The following is a 22,202-nucleotide window of genomic DNA, read 5'->3' as shown; positions in this document are numbered from 1 at the left end:
GGGCCGCCGCTCACGGTGGTGGAGTACGGCGGGGTGGCGGCGGTCGAGCGTCGGCCGCACCGTGGGGAGCACCAGGAGTGCGCGTCCCTGTGTTGCGGAGGTCGTGTGAAGGCTGACCCGTGCGTGGCCCAAGCCCTTGTGCGTGACGCTCATGCGCTTAGGGTCTGCGGAACCCCTCGTTCACAAGTTGTACAACGGAGTGCCATGCCCCTCTCGAAAAGAGTGATCGCACCCATCGTCGCGGGCGGCCTCATCCTCGGGTTCACCGCCGCATCGGAGCAGACAGTGGTAGGGAAGCCGGGCTCAGCCGCGGATACCGCACCGTCCGCCGCCGGGGCGGCGAACGGGACGACGGCCGCCGACCTGCCCTCCACTTCTTGTAGTGGCCCTGGTGGTGCGTCCGGCGACCAGGGGTGGACCGCCACGAGCACCCGCATCGCCCCCTCCGGCAGCTACCACCCCTACGTGGCCAACGGCTACCTCGGAGCCCGCGTCCCGCCGAACGGCAGCGGCTACACCGCCACCGGCGAGAAGACCGGCTGGCCGCTGTTCACCCCGCGCTACGACGGCTCGTTCGTCTCCGGTCTCTACGCGCACAACCGGCACACGACCGAGGACCGCCAGGTCGCCGCCGCCATACCCGGCTGGAGCGGCCTGGAGGTGGCCACCGGCGGCGCGCACCCGCAGACCTTCTCCTCCGCCACCGCCGCCGGCCAGGTGTCCCACTACCGGCAGACCCTCCACCTGCGCTGCGGCCTGGTCCGCACCTCGCTGACCTGGACGGCCGCCGACGGCAGGCGCACGGACCTCACCTACGACGTGATCGCCGACCGCACCCACCCGCACGCGGCCGCCGTCCACCTGCGGCTCACCCCGCACTGGAGCGGCCGGGCGACCGTCACCGACGTCATCGACGGTCGCGGCGCCCGCCGCATCGAGCAGACCGGGGGCGGCGCCCGCCCCGAGGCGGCACCCGGAACCGGGCCGGCCATGGACGTCACCTTCCGCGCCGACGGCACCGGGACGACCGGCGCCGTGTCCTCCACCCTCCAGCCCACCTCCCAGCTGACGGCTTTGCCTTCACTACGTGAACAACGCGGAGAGCCTGCACGCAAACTGACGAACCGCCAGGCGCTGTCCTTCCCCGTACACGGCGGGGGCTCCTACGAACTGACCAAGTACGTCGGGGTGGACACCTCCCTGACCTCCCACGACCCGCGCGCCGCCGCGTCCGCCGCCGCCCGCGGCGCCGCCGCCGTCGGCTGGCAGCGGATGCTGAACCGGCACGCCGCCGCCTGGAACGCCCTGTGGCGCTCCGACATCGAGGTGGCCGGACACCGCGACCTGCAGGCATGGGTGCGCTCGGCCCAGTACGGCCTGCTGGCCAACACCCGGCGCGGCGCCGCCAACAGCATCTCGCCGGTCGGCCTGACCAGTGACAACTACGCCGGTGAGGTCTTCTGGGACGCCGAGACGTGGATGTACCCGGCGCTGCTGGCGGCCCACCCCGACCTGGCGCGCACCGTCGTGGACTACCGCTACCGGACCCGCCGCGCCGCCCACGCCAACGCCCGTCGGCTCGGTTACGACGGTCTGTTCTACCCGTGGACCAGCGGCAGTGACGGCGACCTGAACAGCGAGTGCCACTCCTGGGACCCGCCGCACTGCCGCACCCAGAACCACCTCATGGGCGACATATCGCTGGCCGCCTGGCAGTACTACCTCGCCACCGGCGACACCACCTGGCTGCGTGACCGCGGCTGGCCCGTCATGAAGGGCATCGCGCAGTTCTGGGCCTCCCGCGTCACGCGCGACGACGACGGCCACTACTCGATCCGCGACGTCGCCGGTCCGGACGAGTACAGCAACGGCGTCGACGACGGCGTCTTCACCAACGCCGGAGCCGCCACCGCCCTGCGCGACGCCGTGCGCGCCGCCCACGTCCTCCACCGCCCGGTCCCCGCCCGGTGGACGACCGTCGCGGACCGGTTGCGCATCCCCTACGACGCGAAGAGCCACGTCTACCAGCAGTACGACGGCTACCAGGGCTCCACCATCAAGCAGGCCGACACCGTACTGCTGATGTACCCCCTGAACTGGCCCATGACCGAGCAGGCCGAGAAGGCGACGCTGGACTACTACGCGGCACACACCGACCCCGACGGACCCGCCATGACCGACTCGGTGCACGCCGTCGACGCCGCTGCCCTCGGCGAACCGGGCTGTGCCACCTACACCTACCTGCGGCGCGCCATCGAACCCTTCGTCCGCGGCCCGTTCCACGAGTTCTCCGAGGCGCGTGGTGACAAGGCAGGAGCCGACGACCCGCTCGCCGGCTCCCCGGCCCAGGACTTCCTCACCGGCAAGGGCGGCTTCCTGCAGATCTTCACAGGCGGCCTGACCGGTCTGCGCATGCAGCCGGACGGGGTCCACCTGGACCCGATGCTGCCGCCGCAGCTCGCCGACGGCGTGACCCTGCACGACCTGCGCTGGCACGGACGGACCTACGACATCGCGCTCGGCGCACACCACACCACCGTCCGGCTGACCTCGGGCGCCCCGATGCGGATCAGCACCCCCCACGGTGCCCGCACGGTGAGCCGAGGACACCCGGCCACCCTGGAGACCCGCCGCCCCGACCTCGCACCCACCACCGACGCGGCGCGCTGCCGGACCACGACGGCGACCTCCCAGGAACCGGGCAGCTACGCGACCGCCGCCGTCGACGGCAACACGGCGACCGCCTGGGTACCGAGCCCCGCCCCCCACCGCGACTCCACCGCGGCCCTCACCGTCGACCTGGGCCGGGCGCAGCGCGTCCGCAGCGTCACCCCCCACTGGAGCGGGCCGGCACCGGCCTCCCACACCACGCAGGTCTCCGCCGACGGACACCACTGGCGCACCGTCACCGGAAAGGGCGGAGGCGGTCCGCACTCCGTGCGCTACGTCCGGGTACGGCTGCACGAACCCGGCCCGGCCAGGGGCAGCGGCAAGAAGGCGAAGGACGGCGGGAAGCCCACCGGTATCGCTGAACTGACGGTGCGCGGCACCTGACGCACCCGGGCGACCCACTGCCGCACCGGCCGGAGTCCTCCTCGGCGGAGGCTCCGGCCGGCGGCGCGTGTCCGGCAGGTGTCAGGGGGCTCCCGCGGGCTACGTCCTGGACGCGCCGGCGTGGGACGGCGGTGACCGCACGCCCGCCTTGACGAGGACGCGGCCGAGCCGACCGATGGGGGAACTGACCTCTGGGCGGCCCGGAGCGGTCATGGAGCGGGGACGGGGCCCCCGGGCCGGAACCGCTCCACTCCCACGATGTGCCGCACCTTCACCGGACGCACGATCACCGCGACCCGCTGCTCCTCGGGCATCAGCCACTCGAAGCGCTCGCTGCCCAGGTACTTGCGGGCCAGCCGGTCCATCCGCTCATGCGCCTCCGCCCCCTCGACGAAGCGGGCCGCCACGCCGCTGATCTGCACGCGGTCGAAGGGATCGGCGGTGTCGGCGTGCGACAGGTAGACGCGGGGGTCACGGCGCAGGTTCTCCTCCTTCACCCGGCCCACCGAGGTGTTGAACGTCAGCTCCCCCTCTCCCTCCAGGTCCACCCACATCGGACTGACCTGCGGCGCCCCGTCGGGAAAGACGGTGCCGACGTACCAGATGTTGGGGGCTTGGAGCCGCGCACGGACGGCCTGGTCGAAGGTCGCAGTCATCCCGGGAGGCTATCAACCATGATCAGGCTGCTGACCGGCCGTCCCGGACGGCCTCGGGACCGGGCACGTTCCGAGAGCAACGGTCCGGCGCCACCCGCAGTCCCGGTGTCAGCCCTGGTCAGGGCCCCGGCACCCGGCCGGACCGACCGCGACCCCCGTGGGAGCAGCCACCCGGCCGCGGAAGCGGGCCGGCCGCAGAGCCCTGCGCCGAGTGACCGTCCGCGCGCAGGGCCGGCGGGAGCCACCGGTTCTGCGCCCGTAAGGGGTCCTTGCATATGAGCGTCCGATGAGGTCGCGTGGTCTGGTGCCGTGCATCGCAAGGCGCCGGGGAGTCCTCGTAGCGGAGCTACCAGGGCTTTTCGGCAACGCCGCGAGGTGCGGTGCCGGACCACGCGGCCCGGGCGGGCATATTGCAAGGACCCCTAAGCGGGTGGCGGTACGGCCGGCGGCCTGTTCCCCGGAATCAGCCGGTGGTGCCGACGGCCTGGCCGTAGCGGAAGCGGCCGGTGGGGTCCCAGTCGTGCTTGACGGTCAGCAGGCGCTGGTAGTTGCCGTCGTAGTAGGCGTGCTGCCAGTCACGCAGTTCGGGGTCGGGGAAGTTGACGTAGGCGGTGTCGGTGGCGAGGTCCCGGCGCAGGGTGTGGTGCATGGCGCGCAGCCGGGCCAGGAGGCGGTCGACCGTCTCGGACGGGGTGTCGGGTGCCCAGCGGCTGCCGATGTCGATGACGAAGGTGGCGTCGCGGTGCGGGTAGGCCGTCTCGTGGGGGCCAGGGCCGTTGGCGGTGCCGCCCATGGCGAACAGGGTGACGTACCCGGCGGCCTCGGTCGCCGGCCAGGTGCGGATCCACTCGGTGACGGCCTGGACGGTGTGCGGCTGCAGCACACGGGTGGGCACCAGCGACTTGGAGGCACTGGCCGCCGGGGCGCCGGGATCGTCCATGAGGTGGTCCTGGGCGTCCCAGAAGTGCCGTTCCTCGACGAAGGCCGTGGCGGGACGCAGGGCCAGCAGCGGTGCGAGCTCGCGGCGCAGGCCGTCCTCGTCGCCCAGGCGCTGGCCCAGCAGCCACATGCCGCCGGCCCGCCCCTGGCTTGCGGTGGTGAAGCTGATGCGCACGTCGAAGTCGTTGCGCTCGTCGTCGGCCAGGATGTGCTGGACCGCCGCCATGACCTCCGTGCTGCGCTCCAGAGGAAAGGTCAGGTCGAACACGGTGGCCCGCTGCCGGGAGACGTCGACGGCGTGGAAGACGAAGCCGGTGTTGATGCCGAAGTTGCCGCCGGCCCCGCCCCGGCAGGCCCAGAACAGGTCCGCGTTCTCCTGCTCGCTGGCGCGCACCACGGACCCGTCAGCCACCACCAACCGGGTTTCGGTGAGGTTGTCGCAGGTCAGGCCCCACTTTCGGTCGTTGAAGCCGATCCCGCCGCCCAGACACAGGCCGGCCACCCCCACCCCCGGGCAGCGTCCGCCGGGGAAGTACAGGTTCGCCGCCCGGGTGGCGTATACGTCGGAGTTGGTGGCGCCGCCGCCCACCACCAGCCGGCTGCCGCGCGGAGCGACGCGGTTCATGCGGCGCAGACTGATCAGCAGGCCCGTGGTGGTGGAGTAGCCGGCGTAGTTGTGACCACCCGAACGCGGCGCGAACGGCAGCCGGTGGCTGGTGGCCCAGCGCAGTGCGGCCTGCACGTCCGCCTCGGTCGCACAGACCGCGATCCCGGCCGGCTGCACGGAGGCGTAGCGGCGGTTGTCGGGCAGGCCCAGCTGTACATAAGCGGCGTCCCCCGGGCGGTGGAGTCGCCCCCCGGGACTCAGCGACCGCGCCAGGTCCCGCCACGCCGACTCCGGCAGCCCGCGATCCGGCCCGGTCCGCGGTCCCGACGCGGCGGCGACGCCGGCCGACAGCGACGACACTCCGGCCGCAGCCGCTACCCGGGCTCCCCGCGACAGGACGCTGCGACGACTGACGTTCATACGACTCTCCCACGACAAGGCGGTCGGACGGCTGCCGCACGCCGGGCGCGGACCCCGACGCAGCAGGGCACCGTGTCGGCGGCGTCTCCTCTCGCCGCTCATCGTGCAGACCTCCCGCAAGGACGACCGCCGCCACGCTGGGCAACGGTCAGGTCGCACTCGTTCGCTCCGTGGACGGACCGGTCGAGCGCCACCTCCGGGGCCGGAGCCCGCTGCCGGTGTCGGGTCGGAGCCCGGACGGCGGTGGGCTCGGTAAGCCGCCGCCGAACTCGGTGAGGACGACGCCCGCGACCCGGCGGCCGGCGAAGCCGGACCACACCCCGGCCGGGGCCGGCACCGGGACGGCCGTCCTGGTCGATGCCGGCCGTGCCGGTGCTCCCGATCCGCGGCGCGCACTGGGGGAGGGGAGCGTCGGGCCGCCGGCAGGGGCTTGACCCGCCTCGTCCGGCAAGGCGGCCCCCGGCGTCAGGCCCGCGCTCCGCGCTCACGCGATGCCGCCGCCTGTGCGGCCTGTGCGCGCACCCACGCCGGATCCGGATTGACGTGGGGCCGTCCTGCCACCACGACGGTCGGCACGGTCTCGTTGCCGTCGTTGACCGCTCTCACGGCAGCGGCTGCCGCCGGGTCGCGCCAGATGTCGACCCAGTGCACCTGGCGCGCCTCGCGGCCCAGGCGCATCCGCAGTCGCAGGCAGTACTTGCAGCCCGCCCGCCAGTACACGATCGGCCGGCCGTCGAGCGCACTGCGGCGCTGTGCCTCCACCGCACCGGTCGACCGCGGGAACACCCACGGCGTGTGCAGCCACGCGAGCAGGAGGAACAACAGCAGCAACGGTACGGCGACTTGCAAAGCCCCCCGCGCGAAGAGCGGACCGGCACCGAGCAGCCCGCAGACCACGAGAACCACCGGCAGACTCCCACCACGTGTCATGGTGCCGCAGGCTATAGGGGGCGCCCGTGCCCCGGACAGACCGGGGTCCCGCCCGGCTTCCGCACCCCGGCCCGTGGTGCCGCTGCCGGCCGGCCCCGGCCCGAGGAGGGTGGCCCGGCCTGCGGCGGGTGCCCCGGCCGGTCGGCGCGCACCGGCCGCGACTCACTCGGCGAGGGCGGCGGCGAGTTCGCGTGGCCGGGCGGCGAAGGGACTGTGGCTGCCGGGAAGGGTGCGCACGGTGAACGGGTGGGCGGGGAAGGCCTGGTCGGCTTCCGCAACCATCAGGTCCTGCACGGCCGGTGGCAGCGCCCGGTCCTCGGCACAGCGCAGGAAGGTCCTGGGGACACGCCCCCACCGCGCTCCGGTCAGGGCGACCGGCGTCGTCGGGATCGCGAGCGGCAGGTCGGGGCTCAGAGCCGAGCGCCAGCGGTCGAACCGGTCCAGGGGCGTGTCGTGGTAGTGGGTCTGCCGCAGTTCCTCGACGTAGGCGGGATCAGCCGAGAGCGGGTTGATGCGCACCGCGCCGAGCGCTCCGGGATCGCCGAGGGCGAGGTGCCGCCCCAGCGCGGAGGCGTTCTCGGGCGCGCCGAGGTAGTCGGAGAACCGGGGCCGGCCGCCGGGCACGAACGCGGACAGGTAGACGACCCGGTCGACGAGCTCGGGCGCCCGCTCCACGGCCAGGGACGCGGGGCCACCACCCGCGCTGTGTGCGACGAGCACGACGGTGCGGTGGTGGCGCACCCGACGCAGCGTGGTCAGGATGCTCTGGACGCAGTCGTCAAACGTCAAGGTGGCGAGCTGCGACTTCTCGGTCAACAGGCCGGGCTGGCCGGGCTGGAGGTATCCGGTGGGCAGCGGCGCGTCAAAACCGTGCCCCGGCAGGTCGACGGCCACGCTCATGGCGCCGAGTCCGGCCAGCGCGCGCTGAGTCGGGGCCCACTGCCCCGAGCTGTGCCAGGCGCCGTGCACGAGGACGAAAACGGTGCTGTCCGCGGAGAGGTCTGTCATGCCTCCATCCCAGAGGACAGCGACAACAGCATCCAGTCGAAGATATGCCAAACTGCCTGGCGATACCCCTGAGATATCGCCAGGAGGCGACCGGCCATGGAAGCGCGGCACCTGCGGTATGCGGTTGCTCTCGCCGAACACGAGCACTTCGGCCGGGCGGCCGGTGCGTTGGGGATCGCGCAGCCTCCCCTCTCCAAGCAGATCGCGGACCTCGAACGCGAGGTGGGCACCCGGCTTTTCGACCGGACGCGTCAAGGGGTCTTCCCCACGGCCGCGGGTGAGGCCTTCCTCGCCCGGGCGCGCCGGGCGCTCGCCGAGATCACCGCGGCCACGGTCGACGCGGGCCGGGCCGCCCGGGGACAGACCGGCCGACTACGGCTGGGCTTCATCGCCTCGGCGCTGCTGGACCCGCTGCCGGCCGTCCTGGCCCGGTACGGCCGTGAACGGCCCGACGTACGGCTGGAACTGCACGAGATGGCGACCAGTCGCAGTACCGCCGCTCTGGTCTCCGGGGAACTCGACGCGACCATCACCCTCGGTCCGCCACGAGGTGCAGGCGCCGAGCACTTGGTGTCCGTCCCCATCGGACACGACCACCTGATCGCCGTCGTGAGCGCCGTGCACCCCTACGCGGGCCGGCCCGCGGTGAGTGTGGACCAGTTGCGACGGCAGCCGCTCATCGTGGCGTCGGGCGAGGACGAACCGGCGATCGCGGCCGGACTGCGCACCCTGTTCGGCAGGGACTCCGCCGCTCTCGACGGTGCGGCCATCGCCAGGGACGTCCACACCATCATCGGCCTCGCCGCCTGTGGTGTGGGCGTCGGCCTGGGACCCTCCCGGATGCTGGCCGCCCCGCGCCCGGGCACCCGGTTCTGCGAGGTGACCCCGCGCACGCCCCTGCCCGACCTGGTGCTGTCCTTCACCGCCCGGGAAGACCGCTCCCCGGTGCTGGACGCCTTCCTCGAGACCGTCCGCAAGAACTGCCCGGACGTGGGTGCCGCACTCGACCACCGGCTCCGTCCGCACTGAGGCACGCTCCGGACGGACGCCGTCCGTGGCATTTCCATGAGGGGCCTGCCCACGCTCGTGCGGGTGCGGGAGGACGGGGCCGGTCAGCCGCCGTAGGGGTTCCCCTGCGGAGCACCGCCGTACGGGGCCTGCGGCTGCTGCGGTGCGTACGGTCCCGGCTGTCCCGGCTGCTGCGGTGCGTACGGTCCGGGCTGTCCCGGCTGCTGCTGGGCCGGGTAGCCGTAGCCGGGCTGGGGCTGCTGCTGAGCCGGGTAGCCGTAGCCGGCCTGGGGCTGCGGCTGCTGCGGGGCGTACTGCCCCGGCGCCGGTTGACCCTGCGGCTGCTGCTGGGCCGGATATCCGTAGCCGGGCTGCGGCTGCGCCGGGTAGCCCTGCGGTGGCAGCGCCTGCTGGCCGCCTCCCTGGAGCGGAGCGCCTGTCAGGATCGACACCAGCTGCTCCATCTCGTCCCGCCATACGCGTTGGACGTTCAGGCGGGTGGGCTTCTGCTTGTCGGGCAGCATCAGGTGGAAGACGCTCCACACCGGGTTGGGCCGCACGTCGCTGACCATCGCCGCGGCCTGGGCGCGGGGGAAGGCGTAGGCGATCTCGTGAGGCCGCTGCGTGACCAGGTTCATCCGGTGCAGCACCAGCGCCTGCTCGGTGACCGTCACGAAGTAGTACTTGACCGCCAGTTGGCCGATGAGCCCGAAGACGCCCCGGGTCAGCCACGGAGTGGGACCCGTGACCGCGGCGACCGTGGCGAGCGCACGGTCGCCGGGCGCGGCCTGCGCCACCGCCTGGGAGACCTGTTCCTTCATGGTCGCCTTCAGAATTGCCACTGGCCGATCCCCTCGTCGTGTCCTCGGCTGGACGTGCCGTCGGTGGTGCGTCAGCGTACCGGTCCGGTCCGGCCGACCAGGTCCCGGCATCGTTCCGTGCCTGCGGTGCACCTGTTGAGTACCTCTGCACACCTCTGAGCACGTCCTGCGTGGGTTGTCCCCTGCTCCGATCGGTACCGGAAGCAGGCGATGCGGCCGGGCGGCGTGCGGCGGCCTCGGCGCACACCGTCGGTTCCTGCCACCACCACAGGTGCACAGGCCGGGCAGCACCTGCGGCCCGTCGCAGCGCGCGGCGCCGCTCAGCCCCGACTCTCGGGCCGACGCGCCGAGTGCCTCGTTCTCGGGCGCGGGTCTCAGGCCGGCCGGCCGGTCGTGCGCTCCGGGTGACCAGTCGCCGCGTTCTGCGCCACACCGGTGCGCCGAAAGGCCCGCGTCCCCCGGCCCACGTGTGAGGGCGGGCACGGGGCCCGCGTCACACCGGAAGCCTGGTAGTAGGCCGCACCGGCATGCCCGAGCACCAGCGGCGGATCCGTTCCGGCACTGCTCCTACGCGCCTTCGTAGGTCACAGGTTGGCGCCGGTGGGGAGCCGGTTCCCAGGGTGGTGGACGTACCGGGGAGCCGAGCGCCGGACCGGGCGGGAGTCCTTCCGCCCGAGCCTGACACCGGCCCCGCGACGCGCCGCCCGCGTCGAGCGCACATCCGGAGTTTCAGGGTTCGGGAGCGTGTGCCGCCGACAGCCTGTCGGCCTCCCCACGATGTCCCCCGTATTGGAGAGGTACGCCATGACTGCCACCACCACCGCCACCCGTTTCCGCAAGTACACCGTCGCCGGTATCGCCACCGCGGGTGCCGCCGCTGCCGCCGCGACTCTGGCCCCGACTCCGGCGCATGCTGCTCCGGTGCATGAGGCCAAGCCCGCGGCTGTCTCCGTCGCCCACGGCAAGAAGGCGGATGCGAAGGACGCGCAGGCCAAGGAGGCGGCGAAGGTCGCCAAGCTGGTCGAGCAGGGCAAGAAGAAGCACGGCGACAACCTGGACGGCTGGATCCGCACCGCGCTGGACGTGATGCACTACGAGCACATCCCCGGCAGCTACCACGGGATCCACAAGAACATCATCCGTGAGTCCGGCGGCAACCCGACCGCGCAGAACAACTGGGACGTCAACGCGCAGAAGGGCGTGCCGTCCAAGGGCCTGCTCCAGGTCATCCAGCCCACCTTCGACACCTACCACGTCAAGGGCACGAAGGACTCGCTGACCGACCCGGTCGCCAACATCGTCGCGGCCACCAACTACGCGGCCGACCGGTACGGCTCGATGGACAACGTCAACTCCGCCTACTGACCGGCGCGGATGACCCACAGCCCACCCCGGGCTCTGGGGACAGCCGCTCCCGGTCGGGGGCGGCGGAGCTCAGGGGGAACCGGTGAGGCCGGGCAGGAACACCTGCCCGGCCTCACCGGTGTGCGTCCACCGTCCCGGTCGGCCGGCGAAGGGGCAACGACTGGCGCTTTCCGTGACATCTCCCGGAAACCGTGTGCGGACCGTTGTCAGCGCGTCAGTCGGCTCTTACCCTCGTGCAGTCCGATGCATGAACACCTTTCACGTACGTGATCGGAGCTGTTCCATGGCCGGGAGAGTCCGTAACCGCTCCAGTGCCCTCGTGGCAACACTCGTCGCTCTCGTCCTCACCGGTACCACCACTGCCTCTACGGCCGCGTCGGCCAACGGGTACAACCACCGGCGACAGGCACCCGTGGCGGCCCCCGCGACGGTGGTGATCGACGGAGCCCGGATGCGCGAGAACCGTATCCGCCTCGACCGTGGCGACCGGGCGCTGCGTGCGCAGGTCCGCTCGCTGACGCGGCAGGCCGACTCCTGGCTCACCGAAGGGCCGTGGACGGTCACCGACAAACCGCAGCCCGCGCCCGGCGGCGATCCGCACGACTACCTGAGCCAGGCGCCCTACTGGTGGCCCTCGCAGCCGAAGACCGCCGACAACCCCTGGGGCTGCCCCTACGTGCAGCGCGACGGCGAGCGCAACCCCGAGGTGGACACCGGCACCGACCGGCCCGACCTCGGCCGTGTCTTCAACTCCAGCACCACCCTGGCGCTCGCCTGGTACTACACGGGCAAGGCGAAGTACGCCGAGCACGCGGCCGACATCCTGCGGACCTGGTTCCTGGACCCGGCGACGCGCATGAATCCCAACCTGAACCACGGCCAGTTCATCCCGTGCAAGTACGACGGCAGATCCATCGGCATCATCGACTTCTCGCAGCAGTACAGCTCGGTGCTGGACGCTGTGGCCATCCTCGACACCGGCGCCCCTGGCTGGGGCAGGAGCGATCACGACACGATGCTCTCGTGGAACAAGGACTTCCTGGACTGGCTCGTCGACTCGGACTTCGGCAAGGAGGAGGCCGCGGCCGACAACAACCACGGCACGTTCATGGACCTGCAGATCGCCTCGCTGGCCCTCGCCACCGGCGACCGCGCTCTCGCCCGCCGCACCGTGCTCGGGGTACGCGCCGGCCGCATCGACGCGCAGATAGCGGGGGACGGCAGCCAGCCGCAGGAACTGGCCCGCACACGCAGTTTCCACTACTCGACGTTCGACCTCGTCGCCTACACACGCCTGGCCGCCGTGGGCCGCCACGTCGGTGTGGACCTCTGGCGCTACCGGGGCCCGGACGGCCAGAGCCTCTTCAAGGCCGTCGACTTCCTGCTCCCCGCGGCCACCGGCGCGGAACCCTGGCCCTACCCGGAACTCGAGTTCACCCGGTACGCGGCGAGCGACATCGTGCATGCGGCCGCGGACGCAGGCGACCGCGCGGCCGAGACCGCCCTGTCGAAGCTGCAGACCCCGCCCGACGGTGACCTCTGGCAGCTGCGCCCCGCGGCGGAGCAACTCGACTCCATAGCGGGCTGACCACGGGGCCAGAGACGCCCTCGGTCACCGGCCACGCTGGTCGCCGGCGTCGCGCCGGCATCAGCGGCCAGGCGTCACGCAGCCCTCCGTCGCCGGCTGCACCTGCGTCCGGGGCCCGCGCTGTCGGGGCCCCGGCCTTGTCAGCGGCGGGTCAGTGCTCGCGGCTCCGGCCGGCCTTCATCGTGGCGTGGAACATGTCGGTCGGGTCGTACTCCTCCTTGATGGCGGTGAGCCGCGCGTAGTGGTCGCGATAGCTGTCCCTGACGTGGTCCTGGCCTTCGCCGGTGCCCATGAAGTTGACGTATCCACCACCCATCGAACTCGGCCGGAGTGCGTTCCAGTAGTCCACGCACCACCGTTTGAGTGTTGCGGCGTTGGCCGGGTCGGGATCGATCCCGGCCACCACGCAGGACCACTTGGCGTCCCGGTAGGCCCATGCCGTGGCGTCGTGCTCCAGGCGGTGTGCCGCGCCGTCCACCGGATACAGGTGCATCGTCGACAGAGGCGTCGGGATCTCCGCTCCGAACCTCCGGTGGACGTCGATGGCCTCGTCGGTGATGCGGTCGAAGAAGGCGCCGCGCCAGTACCACTGTTGTCCGGGCGCCAGCAGCTCGTCGAACATGCCCTGCAGAACGGGGTACGGCATCGGCGTGGTGAAGTGGAAGGCCGGCGTGGCGACCTCGCGCACCGCGCTGACGGCGTCGTCGAGGTCGCTGAGGTCTCCGGTCCAGCACCAGACGACCCCGCACATCGCCTGGCCGTGGATCTCCTCGGGGAACGGCGGCGCCGGCGGGACGTTGAGGACCGCGAAGAACCCGTTCAGCTTCTCGCTCGCCGAGGGCATGAACTCGCGGTACCACCTGAGGACATCGGGTGTCTGCTCGACGGGCCACAGGGTCATGGCCACCCCCACCGTCTCCACCGGGTGCAGACGGAAGGTGAAGGAGGTGACGGCCCCGAAGTTCCCGCCGCCGCCTCGCAGGGCCCAGAACAGGTCGGGGTTCTCGCGTTCGTTCGCGGTGACGAAACTGCCGTCCGCGAGCACCACGTCCGCCTCCAGCAGGTTGTCGGAGGTCAGACCGTACCTACGGGTCAGGTGCCCGTGGCCGCCGCCCAGGGTGAGGCCCCCGACACCGGTCGTTGACTGGATGCCGGCCGGGGTGGCCAGGCCGTAGGCATGAGTCGCGTGGTCGAGGTCGCCGAGCAGGCTGCCACCGCCCACCATGGCGGTCCGGCTCGCGGGGTCCACATGGACGAAGCGCATGGGCGCCATGTCGATGACCACGGCGTCGTCCGCCACGCTCAGGCCGGCGCCGCTGTGTCCGCCGCCGCGCACCGTGCTCCGCAAGCCGTGCTCGCGGACGAAGTCGACGGCCTCCATCACGTCCCCGGCATCCGAGCAGCGCAGGATCGCGGCGGGCCGCCGGTCGATCATCGCGTTGTACAGTGCCCGTTCCCGTGCGTAGTCCTCATCGCCCGGCCCGGTGACAGGGCCACGCAACTCCGTTCTCATCTCTTCGAGCGTCGTGCCGTCCATGACGTCCTCCATCGAGGGCGGGCCAGGCGGCCCCCGCTCCGGCGACCCGCTGCGAGCGTTGTCCGCCGATGCCCCATGCGTCCTCGAAGGCGGCGTACACCCCGGGACGCCGCAGCAACCGACCCTTCCATGCTCCCGCGGGCCCGGAAGGCTCGCAAACAGCCTGGAACCCACGGCTCGAAGGTGACCGACGGCCGGTCGGGCGGTGAGGGGCAGCCGTCCGACGGTCGGGTGCGGTTCGCCGACCACCGCCGAGGAGGCTGCGTCGACCGGGCACGACGGTGCCTTCCCCGCGCCATCGTGCCGTGCCCACCTGCCGCCTGCCCGTGCCTGGGCCTCCACACGAGCCGGAGGCATGTGCCGAAGTGCACTCGTGTGAGTGATGATCCATCTTCAGTTGACGGCTACCGTCACTCACACCACAGACACTTGCAAAGGGGAGGGGACATGGCGGAGAACTGGACACGGTTAGGGCTGTGCCGGCAGATGGACAACCCTGACGTGCTCTTCGTGCAGAGCAGCGAGCAGCATCGCGTCAAGACGATCTGCGCCGGGTGTCCGGTGCGCACCGAGTGTCTCGCCCACGCACTGGACGAGCGCATCGAGTGGGGCGTGTGGGGCGGCATGACCGAGCGGGAACGGCGGGCCCTGCTGCGTCGACGTCCCACCGTGACGTCCTGGAAGCGCCTGCTGGAGACGGCCCGCGCCGCGCAGTCGACCTCGCCGGTCCGAGCCGCGGGCTGAGCCGCTCGGCAGCGGTGCGCGGGCGGTCGACGGCAGCCGGGGAGCGCCAGGGCTCGCCACTCACCCCGCATCGTGGAGGAGACCGGCTCGGCACCGCTTCCGGTTCTGCGACACCGCCGAGATCGACGGCCCTGAAGGCCGTGCCCGAAGGCGGGGCTCGGGCACGGAGGTGCTCCCCGGGCGGTGAGGCGGGAAGACCGGTGTGGCTCTCAGCCGCTTCGGGCGCGCTCAGTGGCTGCGGATACGCCCTCGGTGGCCGCCCAGGCGGCCAGCAGCTGCAGTGCGTCGTGGGCCGGGGTGCGGGGGGCGGCTGAGTAGGCGGTCAGGGTCAGGCCCGGCTGTGCGGGAAACTGCATGGCGTCGAAGTCGAGAGTGACCTCGCCGACCGCCGGGTGGCGGAAGGACTTGCGGCCGGTGTGGTGCAGGCGCACGTTGTGCCTGGCCCACGCGGTGCGGAACTCCTCGCTACGGGTGACGAGCTCACCGATCAGCCCGGTCAGGTCACTGTCGCCGGGGCTCCGTCCGGCCTCGGTGCGCAGCAGGGCCACCGTGGTGTTCACGGACTCGTCCCAGTCGGGGAAGAAGTCGCGGCCGCGCGGGTCCAGGAACTAGAAGCGGGCGATGTTGACCGGGCACCGGGCCTCGCCGGCGAACACGGGCGCGTACAGAGCGCCGCCGAGGCGGTTGACGGCGAGGATGTCGAGGCGGCCGTTGCGAAGGAAGGCCGGGGAGCCGGTCATGGAGTCCAGCACGCGCAGGACGCTGTCCGGGAGCGGGCCGCGGACGCGTTTGGGGCGGCGGGCGGGACGCCTGGCGACCGCACGGGCCAGGTCGTACAGGTGCGCGCGCTCGGCATCGTCCAGTCGCAGCGCGTTCGCGAGGGAGTCGAGGACCTCCTCGGAGGCTCCGGCCAGGTTCCCGCGTTCCAGTCGGACGTAGTAGTCGACGCTGACCCCGGCCAGCAGTGCGACCTCCTCGCGACGCAGCCCGGGCACGCGCCGGTTGCCGCCGTACGCGGGCAGCCCGGCCTGTTGCGGGGTGATCTTCGCGCGGCGGGAGGCCAGGAACTCGCGGATGTCGCTCTCGGTACTCACGCGTTCCAGGCTAGGCCGGTCGGCCGGGGATGAGAGGGGCCCTGCCAGTACCTGTAACGACCGTACCTTCCCCCCGCGCCTGACCTGCGGTCTCCTGGACAACGGTGGGACTGCGCCCCTGCCGGACACCTCGCGCGGCGCGTGAGCCGGACTGCCGATCGAGGAGAACCTGCAGATACTGGCCCCACCGGAACGCACCCGTCCCACTGCAAGGAGTCACGACATGGTGAAGCAGTCCGCGCCTCAGGAGCTGGCCCGGATCGCACCCAAACTCGTCGAGGTCACCAACGAGGTGCTCTTCGCCGACGTGTGGGAGCGGGCCGAGCTGTCCCCACGGGACCGCAGCCTGGTCACGGTCAGCGTGCTCGCCGCGCTGTACCGCAGCGAGCAGCTCGACTACCACCTGGGCGTGGCGCTGGAGAACGGGCTCACCGTGGAAGAGCTGTCCGAAGCCATCACGCACCTGGCCTTCTACGCCGGCTGGCCCAACGCCATGTCGGCGATCACCCAGCTGCAGAAGATCGCCGACGAGCGCACGGCCTGACGGCTCAGCCGCCCCGCCCTCCCCCTCGTCCACCCCTCCACCGGATCAAGGAAAGCAGTCGTGGAACACGTCACCGAGACCCCTACCGTCAGGACCCCGGCCGAGCGCTTCACCGGCGACGTCTACCTCAACCTCATCGAGGCCCCCACCGAGCCCGCCCACCTGGCTGTGGGCCTGGTGCGCTTCACCCCCGGCGCCCGGACCAACTGGCACTCACACGCCAAGGGCCAGGTCCTGTACGTCACCGACGGCGTGGGCCTGGTCGGTACGCGAGACGGCGGTGTCGTGCGCATCACCGCCGGTGAGACCGTCAAGTGCCCGCCCGGGGAGGAGCACTGGCACGGCGCCACCGACACCACCCTCATGGCGCACCTCGCCGTGGTCGTCGGCGACGCGAAGGGCGACGGCACCACCTGGCTCGAGCCCGTCACCGACGAGCAGTACACCGGAGCTCTGGCCGCAGTCGGCCGCTGACGGCCTCGGGCGTCCGGGACGTCCTGTCCGCGGGCGGCGGCCCGCCCGCGGACAGGAACCGGGGGACTGCCGCCCCGCCTGCCTGTCAGGGCCGGAGACCGCACGCCGGTGCGGCGGGCAGGGCGGGGATCAGGAGTTCCGCCGCGGGGCTCGGCGTGACATTTGTACCCCCCAGGAGGTGATCCGGGGCCCTACAGGAGGGCTTCCGGCCTCCGTAGGCTCTGCCCCATGAGGAAATCACGCGAAATCGGACGAGACGACTCCTGGGAAGGTGCGGTCGTCGACCTGTCCCGCGGCCTGCTCGACGGCTCGAACATGTACCACTTCGCCGAGGTCCGGGTCGGCGAGGGCGAGCCCTTCAAGGTGCGGATCAGCCGCCGGCTCTGGAAAACGCTCGCGGTCGGTGATCGGCTCGTCAAGGAGCCGGGCTCCGACCCCGCAAAGGGGTAGTGCCCACGGTGGCCGCGGTCCGGGGCCGGGGCCCGCGCCGCCTCCCTGACGGGATAGGGCACTCTCACCCGCCGTCAGGTACCGGCCCAACGCGAGCCGTCGGGACCGGCCCGCTCTGCCGGTGCCGGGCTCACGGGGTCGTCAGCCCTCTTCCCGGAGCTCCGTAACGTGCCAGGTAGTGCCACACCTTCTTGACAGCCTGGGCGTCGTAGCGGTCGGCGCGCGCAACGTCCCCGATGATGCGGGGATCGAGGAGGCCGTCGACGGCGATCCGGGCACCCAGGTCGACGTACTCCTGGCCGCGGTAGCCGGGGTGGCGGCGCAGGTCCTCGACCGTGAGCCGGAAGCCGGTGTGCCACTCCACCGGACAGCCCAGACCCGAGGCCGCAGCCTCCACAGCCGTGCCGCGATAGCAGGGGTCCAGGACCAGCGCCTCCGCATGACAGGTCGGCCGCACCTGCCCGTGGACCTGCGCCTCGATGTAGTCGTCCAGGTCGTCCTGCCGATCGGCGAGGGCAAGCTCGACGAGCCCCGAACGCGCCTCGACACCGAAACGGGAAGGCTGAAGGACGCTGTCCGGGTAGCAGAACGTGGTCCGAGCCAGCGTCTCGGCAGCCAACCGGAAGTGGGCGGAGCCGAACCGAGGCGCTCCACCGGCCGGCTTGCGACGAAAGTTCAACGCCCCGTACACGGGACGCTCATGAGCGGGCGCCTCGTCGTACGCACCACCGAACATGCGGCTCTCCCAGCACCAGCGGTCGCCACCGGGGTACGCCGTCAGGCCGCCGTTGCTGGTCCCCGTGACGAACTGCGAGCGGTAGACGCCGTCCTCGGCCATCGCCTCCAGGATCGGCCTGCCGTGCAACAGCCGGTCCGGGTGGAAGTTGAGGGTCACCCGCAGCGTGCGGTCCACCGGCGGGCCCGTCGCCAGTTGCGCGACATGCTGCAGGGCCCGTTCCTGCCATGTCTCGGAGGCTGCGGAGCTCATCCGCACAGTGTTCCTCGAACTGGCCGACCCGTGCACGCGGATTGTCCACCGGCAGCCGGCGGGCCGTACGGGGGGCGGTTGTGACCGTCCGCGCTGACGGGAACTCACCGCCCCGAGGCCTCCATCCGCTGGTGGTGGCCGTCTGAGCGTTGCCCACGGCGGCCGGGCAAGGGGAGGGACGGCTCGGCCTCGGGTCCGCCGAAGCCGACGCAGTCGCCGGTGGCGATCGCTCACCGCCTGGTCACACCGCCTGGTCACTTCTGGATCGGCGGGCAGTAACCGGTCTCCTCGCCGATGGTGTTGATCTCGGCGTTCGACCGCGAATCGTCGGCGTAGTTGATCTGGTTCGTGCAGCTGACCCCGGCCTTCTTGGGAGTGCCGGAGGGCTTGTCCCCCTTCTCCGGCGCCGGGCAGTGGCCGGTCTGCGCACCGATGGAGTTGATGGCGGCGTTCGACCGTGGGTCACCGGTGTAGTCGATCTGGTCCGTGCAGCTCACGCCCTCCTTCTTGCCGGTGGCCGACGCCGAACCCGTGGCGGAGCCCTGGGAGGAGGTGCCGGACGGGGCCTGTGCGGTAGCGGGCGGGCTGCCGACGGAGGGCGAGGCGCTGTCGGCGCCGGCGCCGTCACAGCCCGTCAGCGCCAAGCCGGCAGCGACAGCGGTAAGGGCGAGCACCGATATCTTCCGAGCGCGCATGGTCTTCTCCTCAACGGTTGTTGCCCCTGGTGAGCAAGATCTTTGAGTGAAGACATCACGGCCCGCAGTGCTGCTGCAAGGTGAGCGGGGGACGCGGACACGCCTGTGACGAAACAGCTGACTGGTCGTGAACATGCACGTCGAACACCGACGGTGGGCCCGGGGAAGGGCCCACCGTCGGCCCCGCCCGTCACGTCGTCCGGCACGCCGTGACGGACACCCTCCGAAGGAGAGCCTGACGCCCGTCAGGGCGTACACGGACGCCGGCGACTCCCGCAGAGGTCCCGTCCTCCCGGCTTCGTCCCGCATGCGGCGTGCCGAGTGCGGCAGGGCGGGGCAGTGGCGAGGTCACCGTGCCGGCAGGTGGAGACGCAGACGTCTCCCGCACTACGCCTGAGGCCGGAGCGTCTGATGACCGCTGTCGAGGTCGAAGTCGCCGATGTACCACTTCCCGTTGACCTTGGCGGTCTTCACCTTGGCCGAGAAGTCCTTCGGGTTCACGCCGTGCGAGCGGGACAGCATGATCGCCCGCAGGGGCTTTCCGTCCACGATGATCTTGGCTGCCGGGACGACCGCCTCGTCGCCCTTGGGCGTGGGTGCCTCGACCTTCACCGCCGGTTTGCCGGAGGCGTTCTGCGGCGTGAAGGCCTTGCTGAGGGACTTCAGGCCGACGGCCATCTTCTTCGTCGTCGACGCATCGCACGTCTGGGGGGTGGCGGGCTTCGCCTTCGCCGGGGAGGAGTCGCCGTCCGTCGTCGCGGCGAGCCGGCACGCCTTCTCCGCGTCCTGCTCGATGACCGCGGTGACCCAGGTGCCGACCGTGGAGGACACGGTGGCCTGACTGCCCGCCGGTGCGCCGGTGCTGCTGCCCGAGGACGCCTCGGCCCTGTCCGACGCGCCGGCCGAGGGCGAGGAACTGCTGCTGTGCGAGGCGGCGGAGGACTGCGAACCACCCGAGCACGCCGACAGGAGCGGCGCCACCGCCAGCAACGTGGCCGCGGTCGTCCATCCCACGGCCCTCTTGCCGGACTCTGGTCGTGCCATGACTTACTGCTCCCTACGTGGTGCGGTCCTCGTCAGCTCGCTGCCCGTCAACCGGCCGGCGCAGGCCGGGGGCGAACGACTGCGCGAAACGCTACAACCTCGGCCGTAACGCATGCACACCCGGACCGCACCGGCGACCTCGTCGACCGCGCAGCGCTCAAGCGGTTCCGGCCCGCTGCCGGTGCTGACGGCTCCGGGCCGGGCAGCAGCATCCTCCGCCCTGTCCGGCCGGGTGCCGGCGTCCGGGCCGTGGCGTTCCCTGGCAGGCCGTCACCGACGGCCTTCGACCCGGCCCCCGGCCCCGCGACGCCGCTCCTCCGCCGCCCCGGGGGCCGCGGCTTGGTGAGGTTGGGGACGGCAGCTTCTGGCCGCCGCTCCAAAAGCCGGTCGGCAGTCGACGGCGGCCGCCTGAACACTCACGGGTGTCGACGTCACCGCAGGGACACCCCGCGTCCACGAGAACTTCGTCAAGCCTCCCCGGCGTGCGAGCGAAAAGTGAGAGGCTCCACGGGGCGGGTGCCCCCTTCCGGCGAAAGCCCTCCACACCGGGTAGCCCTCACAGGGCAGGACTCCAGGTAACCCGTTTCCGGCCGTACAGACCGCAGCGAGGAGTTCGTCCGGCCGGGGGAGCCGCACCACCACAGTCGCCGTCGCAGGAGGAACACGTGGCTCAACTGGTAAGAGTGCAGAACTTCAACGTCTCGAGTGACGGAATCGGCGCCGGTGAGGACCAGACCCTTGAGAGGCCGTTCGGCCATGTCGAGCCCGAGAAGCTGTTCGCCTGGGCGGGCGCCACGGCAAGCTGGCCCATGCGCACCGACGCGGGGGGAAGCCGGGGCCTGGACGACTACCTCACGCGGGACTACGCCCGCAACATCGGTGCTGAGATCATGGGCCGCAACAAGTTCGGGCCCCAGCGCGGGCCCTGGCAGGACCACGAGTGGCGCGGCTGGTGGGGTGAGGAGCCGCCGTTCCACACCCCGGTGTTCGTCATGACGCACCACCAGCGTCCGTCGTTCACGCTCTCGGACACCACGTTCCACTTCGTCGACGGCGACCCGGGCACGGTCCTCGAGCAGGCGCGGGAAGCGGCGCAGGGCAAGGACGTCCGACTCGGCGGCGGAGTCACCACCATCCGGGAGTTCCTCGACGCAGACCTCGTCGACACCATGCACGTGGCGGTCTCACCGATGAGGCTCGGGTCCGGACTACGACTCTGGGAGTCACCTGACGAGCTGCTTGACCGCTTCCACCTTGATGTCGTGCCCAGTCCGAGTGGCGTGACGCATCACCTGTTCTGGCGGAAGTGACCGGACCTCAGGGCCTGCGCCGGCCCCGGACGGCTGCTGTTCTGCCGTCCGGGCCGCCCGGAGCAGGCGGTGGGGCCCCGCCCCGGGCGGTCAGCCGACCGTGCGGGGCCCGCCGATCCGGACACGCGTGCGCGCAGCCCGTCCGCCAGGTCGTGGGGGCGGCCGGCGGGCCGGGCGCGACGCTCCCGCTCCGGCCGGCGGTGGTGCCGGTGGGCCGCAGGCCGGCTGCGCAAGGTCGCTAGCTGATCTGTTCGGCCAGGGCGAGGACGATGCCTGAGGGACCGCGGAGGTAGCACAGCCGGTAGATGTTCTCGTACTGCGCCACCTCGCCGAGGAGTTCGGCGCCGTGGGGACGCAGACGGGCGAGGGTGTCGTCGATGTCGTCGACGGCGAACATGACACGGTGCAGGCCCAGCGTGTTGGGCGGTGCCTTGAGCGGCCCGGAGCCGATCGCCGCGGGGGAGTGGTACTGCGCCAGCTCCAGCTTGCCGTGGCCGTCCGGCATCCGCATCATCGCGATCTCGCTGCGGATGCCGTCGAGTCCGACGGTGCGGTCCGCCCAGAGCCCCTCGATTTGCGCTGTGCCTTCGCGCTCCATGCCGAGTTCGGTGAAGAAGGCGACGGCGGCGTCCAGGTCTTCTACGACGATGCCGACGTTGTCCATCCGCAGAAGCGTCATGATCTTCTCCCTCGCTGTCGCGCGACCCCCTGTGGCCGCCCATGCACCCAGGACGGAGCCGGCGCCCCGCGCTCGACACCCGGGAGCGTGTCGGTTCCGGAAACCGCCGCCGACCCGCACAGCCCTGGGCCCCGGGGCCACCGAGAGCGCACCGGCCCGACGCCCGCACACAGCCATAGCAGTGGCCGACGCGTTGGCCGCGCGAGACACCCCGGAACGCCCGAAACCGCCGCTCCTTCCGGGCGAC

19 protein-coding genes and 1 pseudogene are annotated in these 22,202 nt (G+C 71.8%); 9 read left to right on the top strand and 11 right to left on the bottom strand.

Annotated features, from left to right (window positions below):
* Positions 1-204 precede the first annotated feature (204 nt).
* Positions 205-3,054 (top strand): discoidin domain-containing protein, encoded by a 2,850-nt coding sequence (locus tag ACFV3R_RS22900; protein WP_385586091.1) that lies wholly within the window; start codon positions 205-207, stop codon positions 3,052-3,054.
* A 209-nt stretch (positions 3,055-3,263) separates the two neighbouring features.
* Here ACFV3R_RS22900 and ACFV3R_RS22895 read toward each other — a convergent pair whose 3' ends face one another.
* From ACFV3R_RS22895 to ACFV3R_RS22880, 4 genes are all read right to left on the bottom strand, one after another.
* Positions 3,264-3,710 (bottom strand): PPOX class F420-dependent oxidoreductase, encoded by a 447-nt coding sequence (locus ACFV3R_RS22895; RefSeq protein WP_385586089.1) that lies wholly within the window; start codon positions 3,708-3,710, stop codon positions 3,264-3,266.
* Positions 3,711-4,173: 463 nt separating this feature from the next.
* On the bottom strand, positions 4,174-5,676 hold the full coding sequence (locus tag ACFV3R_RS22890; RefSeq protein ID WP_385586086.1) for an FAD-binding oxidoreductase: 1,503 nt from the start codon (positions 5,674-5,676) through the stop codon (positions 4,174-4,176).
* A 465-nt stretch (positions 5,677-6,141) separates the two neighbouring features.
* On the bottom strand, positions 6,142-6,606 hold the full coding sequence (locus tag ACFV3R_RS22885) for a glutaredoxin domain-containing protein (protein WP_385586084.1): 465 nt from the start codon (positions 6,604-6,606) through the stop codon (positions 6,142-6,144).
* Positions 6,607-6,768: 162 nt separating this feature from the next.
* Positions 6,769-7,614, bottom strand: a complete 846-nt coding sequence (locus ACFV3R_RS22880; RefSeq protein ID WP_385586081.1) for an alpha/beta fold hydrolase — start codon at positions 7,612-7,614, stop codon at positions 6,769-6,771.
* 96 nt (positions 7,615-7,710) lie between these two features.
* Between ACFV3R_RS22880 and ACFV3R_RS22875 the strand changes: the two genes are divergently transcribed.
* Positions 7,711-8,643, top strand: a complete 933-nt coding sequence (locus ACFV3R_RS22875) for a LysR family transcriptional regulator (protein WP_385586078.1) — start codon at positions 7,711-7,713, stop codon at positions 8,641-8,643.
* A gap of 83 nt (positions 8,644-8,726) precedes the next feature.
* Here the strand turns inward: ACFV3R_RS22875 and ACFV3R_RS22870 are convergent, their stop codons facing one another.
* Positions 8,727-9,464, bottom strand: a complete 738-nt coding sequence (locus ACFV3R_RS22870) for a hypothetical protein (protein ID WP_385586075.1) — start codon at positions 9,462-9,464, stop codon at positions 8,727-8,729.
* Positions 9,465-10,247: 783 nt separating this feature from the next.
* On the opposite strand from ACFV3R_RS22870, the gene ACFV3R_RS22865 reads away from it, so the two are divergent.
* The gene (locus tag ACFV3R_RS22865) at positions 10,248-10,808 is read left to right on the top strand and encodes a transglycosylase SLT domain-containing protein (protein ID WP_385586072.1); all 561 of its coding nucleotides are present in this window, start codon (positions 10,248-10,250) and stop codon (positions 10,806-10,808) included.
* A 283-nt stretch (positions 10,809-11,091) separates the two neighbouring features.
* Positions 11,092-12,396, top strand: a complete 1,305-nt coding sequence (locus ACFV3R_RS22860) for an alginate lyase family protein (RefSeq protein ID WP_385586070.1) — start codon at positions 11,092-11,094, stop codon at positions 12,394-12,396.
* Positions 12,397-12,547: 151 nt separating this feature from the next.
* Here ACFV3R_RS22860 and ACFV3R_RS22855 read toward each other — a convergent pair whose 3' ends face one another.
* On the bottom strand, positions 12,548-13,933 hold the full coding sequence (locus ACFV3R_RS22855; RefSeq protein ID WP_385586067.1) for an FAD-binding oxidoreductase: 1,386 nt from the start codon (positions 13,931-13,933) through the stop codon (positions 12,548-12,550).
* Between the two features lie 447 nt (positions 13,934-14,380).
* Here ACFV3R_RS22855 and ACFV3R_RS22850 point away from each other — a divergent pair, with 447 nt between their 5' ends.
* On the top strand, positions 14,381-14,677 hold the full coding sequence (locus tag ACFV3R_RS22850) for a WhiB family transcriptional regulator (RefSeq protein WP_385586064.1): 297 nt from the start codon (positions 14,381-14,383) through the stop codon (positions 14,675-14,677).
* Positions 14,678-14,886: 209 nt separating this feature from the next.
* Here ACFV3R_RS22850 and ACFV3R_RS22845 read toward each other — a convergent pair.
* A pseudogene (locus ACFV3R_RS22845) lies at positions 14,887-15,771 on the bottom strand (helix-turn-helix transcriptional regulator).
* 223 nt (positions 15,772-15,994) lie between these two features.
* On the opposite strand from ACFV3R_RS22845, the gene ACFV3R_RS22840 reads away from it, so the two are divergent.
* The 3 genes from ACFV3R_RS22840 (at position 15,995) to ACFV3R_RS22830 (ending at position 17,239) form a co-directional block, all read left to right on the top strand.
* A complete protein-coding gene (locus ACFV3R_RS22840; RefSeq protein ID WP_385586061.1) occupies positions 15,995-16,315 on the top strand; it encodes a carboxymuconolactone decarboxylase family protein in 321 nt (106 codons plus the stop codon).
* A gap of 60 nt (positions 16,316-16,375) precedes the next feature.
* Complete coding sequence (locus ACFV3R_RS22835; RefSeq protein WP_385586058.1) at positions 16,376-16,789, top strand: cupin domain-containing protein; 414 nt, start codon at positions 16,376-16,378, stop codon at positions 16,787-16,789.
* A 228-nt stretch (positions 16,790-17,017) separates the two neighbouring features.
* A complete protein-coding gene (locus ACFV3R_RS22830) occupies positions 17,018-17,239 on the top strand; it encodes a hypothetical protein (protein ID WP_385586055.1) in 222 nt (73 codons plus the stop codon).
* A 130-nt stretch (positions 17,240-17,369) separates the two neighbouring features.
* Here ACFV3R_RS22830 and ACFV3R_RS22825 read toward each other — a convergent pair whose 3' ends face one another.
* The 3 genes from ACFV3R_RS22825 to ACFV3R_RS22815 form a co-directional block, all read right to left on the bottom strand.
* Positions 17,370-18,227 carry a DUF3626 domain-containing protein gene (locus ACFV3R_RS22825; protein ID WP_385586052.1) on the bottom strand — a complete coding sequence of 286 codons (858 nt, stop codon included), beginning with the start codon at positions 18,225-18,227 and terminating at the stop codon, positions 17,370-17,372.
* 254 nt (positions 18,228-18,481) lie between these two features.
* A complete protein-coding gene (locus ACFV3R_RS22820; protein WP_385586049.1) occupies positions 18,482-18,922 on the bottom strand; it encodes a hypothetical protein in 441 nt (146 codons plus the stop codon).
* 387 nt (positions 18,923-19,309) lie between these two features.
* Positions 19,310-19,966 carry a hypothetical protein gene (locus ACFV3R_RS22815; protein ID WP_385586046.1) on the bottom strand — a complete coding sequence of 219 codons (657 nt, stop codon included), beginning with the start codon at positions 19,964-19,966 and terminating at the stop codon, positions 19,310-19,312.
* Positions 19,967-20,631: 665 nt separating this feature from the next.
* Between ACFV3R_RS22815 and ACFV3R_RS22810 the strand changes: the two genes are divergently transcribed.
* Positions 20,632-21,276: a dihydrofolate reductase family protein gene (locus ACFV3R_RS22810; protein ID WP_385586043.1), complete on the top strand. Its 645-nt coding sequence runs from the start codon at positions 20,632-20,634 to the stop codon at positions 21,274-21,276.
* Between the two features lie 238 nt (positions 21,277-21,514).
* Here the strand turns inward: ACFV3R_RS22810 and ACFV3R_RS22805 are convergent, their stop codons facing one another.
* Positions 21,515-21,955: a VOC family protein gene (locus tag ACFV3R_RS22805; RefSeq protein ID WP_385586041.1), complete on the bottom strand. Its 441-nt coding sequence runs from the start codon at positions 21,953-21,955 to the stop codon at positions 21,515-21,517.
* Positions 21,956-22,202 lie beyond the last annotated feature (247 nt).

Origin of the sequence: Streptomyces sp. NPDC059740 (assembly GCF_042733155.1) — a bacterium.
GTDB lineage: Bacteria > Actinomycetota > Actinomycetes > Streptomycetales > Streptomycetaceae > Streptomyces.
This window is presented reverse-complemented; position numbering and strand designations above follow the sequence as displayed.

Bases quoted from the DNA above. Each gene is read 5' to 3' on its own strand.
- ACFV3R_RS22840 (WP_385586061.1), top strand. From the start codon at position 15,995: ATGGTGAAGCAGTCCGCGCCTCAGGAGCTGGCCCGGATCGCACCCAAA.
- ACFV3R_RS22890 (WP_385586086.1), bottom strand. From the start codon at position 5,676: ATGAACGTCAGTCGTCGCAGCGTCCTGTCGCGGGGAGCCCGGGTAGCG.
- ACFV3R_RS22850 (WP_385586064.1), top strand. From the start codon at position 14,381: ATGGCGGAGAACTGGACACGGTTAGGGCTGTGCCGGCAGATGGACAAC.
- ACFV3R_RS22855 (WP_385586067.1), bottom strand. From the start codon at position 13,933: ATGGACGGCACGACGCTCGAAGAGATGAGAACGGAGTTGCGTGGCCCT.
- ACFV3R_RS22900 (WP_385586091.1), top strand. From the start codon at position 205: ATGCCCCTCTCGAAAAGAGTGATCGCACCCATCGTCGCGGGCGGCCTC.
- ACFV3R_RS22865 (WP_385586072.1), top strand. From the start codon at position 10,248: ATGACTGCCACCACCACCGCCACCCGTTTCCGCAAGTACACCGTCGCC.
- ACFV3R_RS22885 (WP_385586084.1), bottom strand. From the start codon at position 6,606: ATGACACGTGGTGGGAGTCTGCCGGTGGTTCTCGTGGTCTGCGGGCTG.
- ACFV3R_RS22880 (WP_385586081.1), bottom strand. From the start codon at position 7,614: ATGACAGACCTCTCCGCGGACAGCACCGTTTTCGTCCTCGTGCACGGC.
- ACFV3R_RS22860 (WP_385586070.1), top strand. From the start codon at position 11,092: ATGGCCGGGAGAGTCCGTAACCGCTCCAGTGCCCTCGTGGCAACACTC.
- ACFV3R_RS22820 (WP_385586049.1), bottom strand. From the start codon at position 18,922: ATGCGCGCTCGGAAGATATCGGTGCTCGCCCTTACCGCTGTCGCTGCC.
- ACFV3R_RS22895 (WP_385586089.1), bottom strand. From the start codon at position 3,710: ATGACTGCGACCTTCGACCAGGCCGTCCGTGCGCGGCTCCAAGCCCCC.
- ACFV3R_RS22825 (WP_385586052.1), bottom strand. From the start codon at position 18,227: ATGAGCTCCGCAGCCTCCGAGACATGGCAGGAACGGGCCCTGCAGCAT.
- ACFV3R_RS22805 (WP_385586041.1), bottom strand. From the start codon at position 21,955: ATGACGCTTCTGCGGATGGACAACGTCGGCATCGTCGTAGAAGACCTG.
- ACFV3R_RS22830 (WP_385586055.1), top strand. From the start codon at position 17,018: ATGAGGAAATCACGCGAAATCGGACGAGACGACTCCTGGGAAGGTGCG.
- ACFV3R_RS22815 (WP_385586046.1), bottom strand. From the start codon at position 19,966: ATGGCACGACCAGAGTCCGGCAAGAGGGCCGTGGGATGGACGACCGCG.
- ACFV3R_RS22875 (WP_385586078.1), top strand. From the start codon at position 7,711: ATGGAAGCGCGGCACCTGCGGTATGCGGTTGCTCTCGCCGAACACGAG.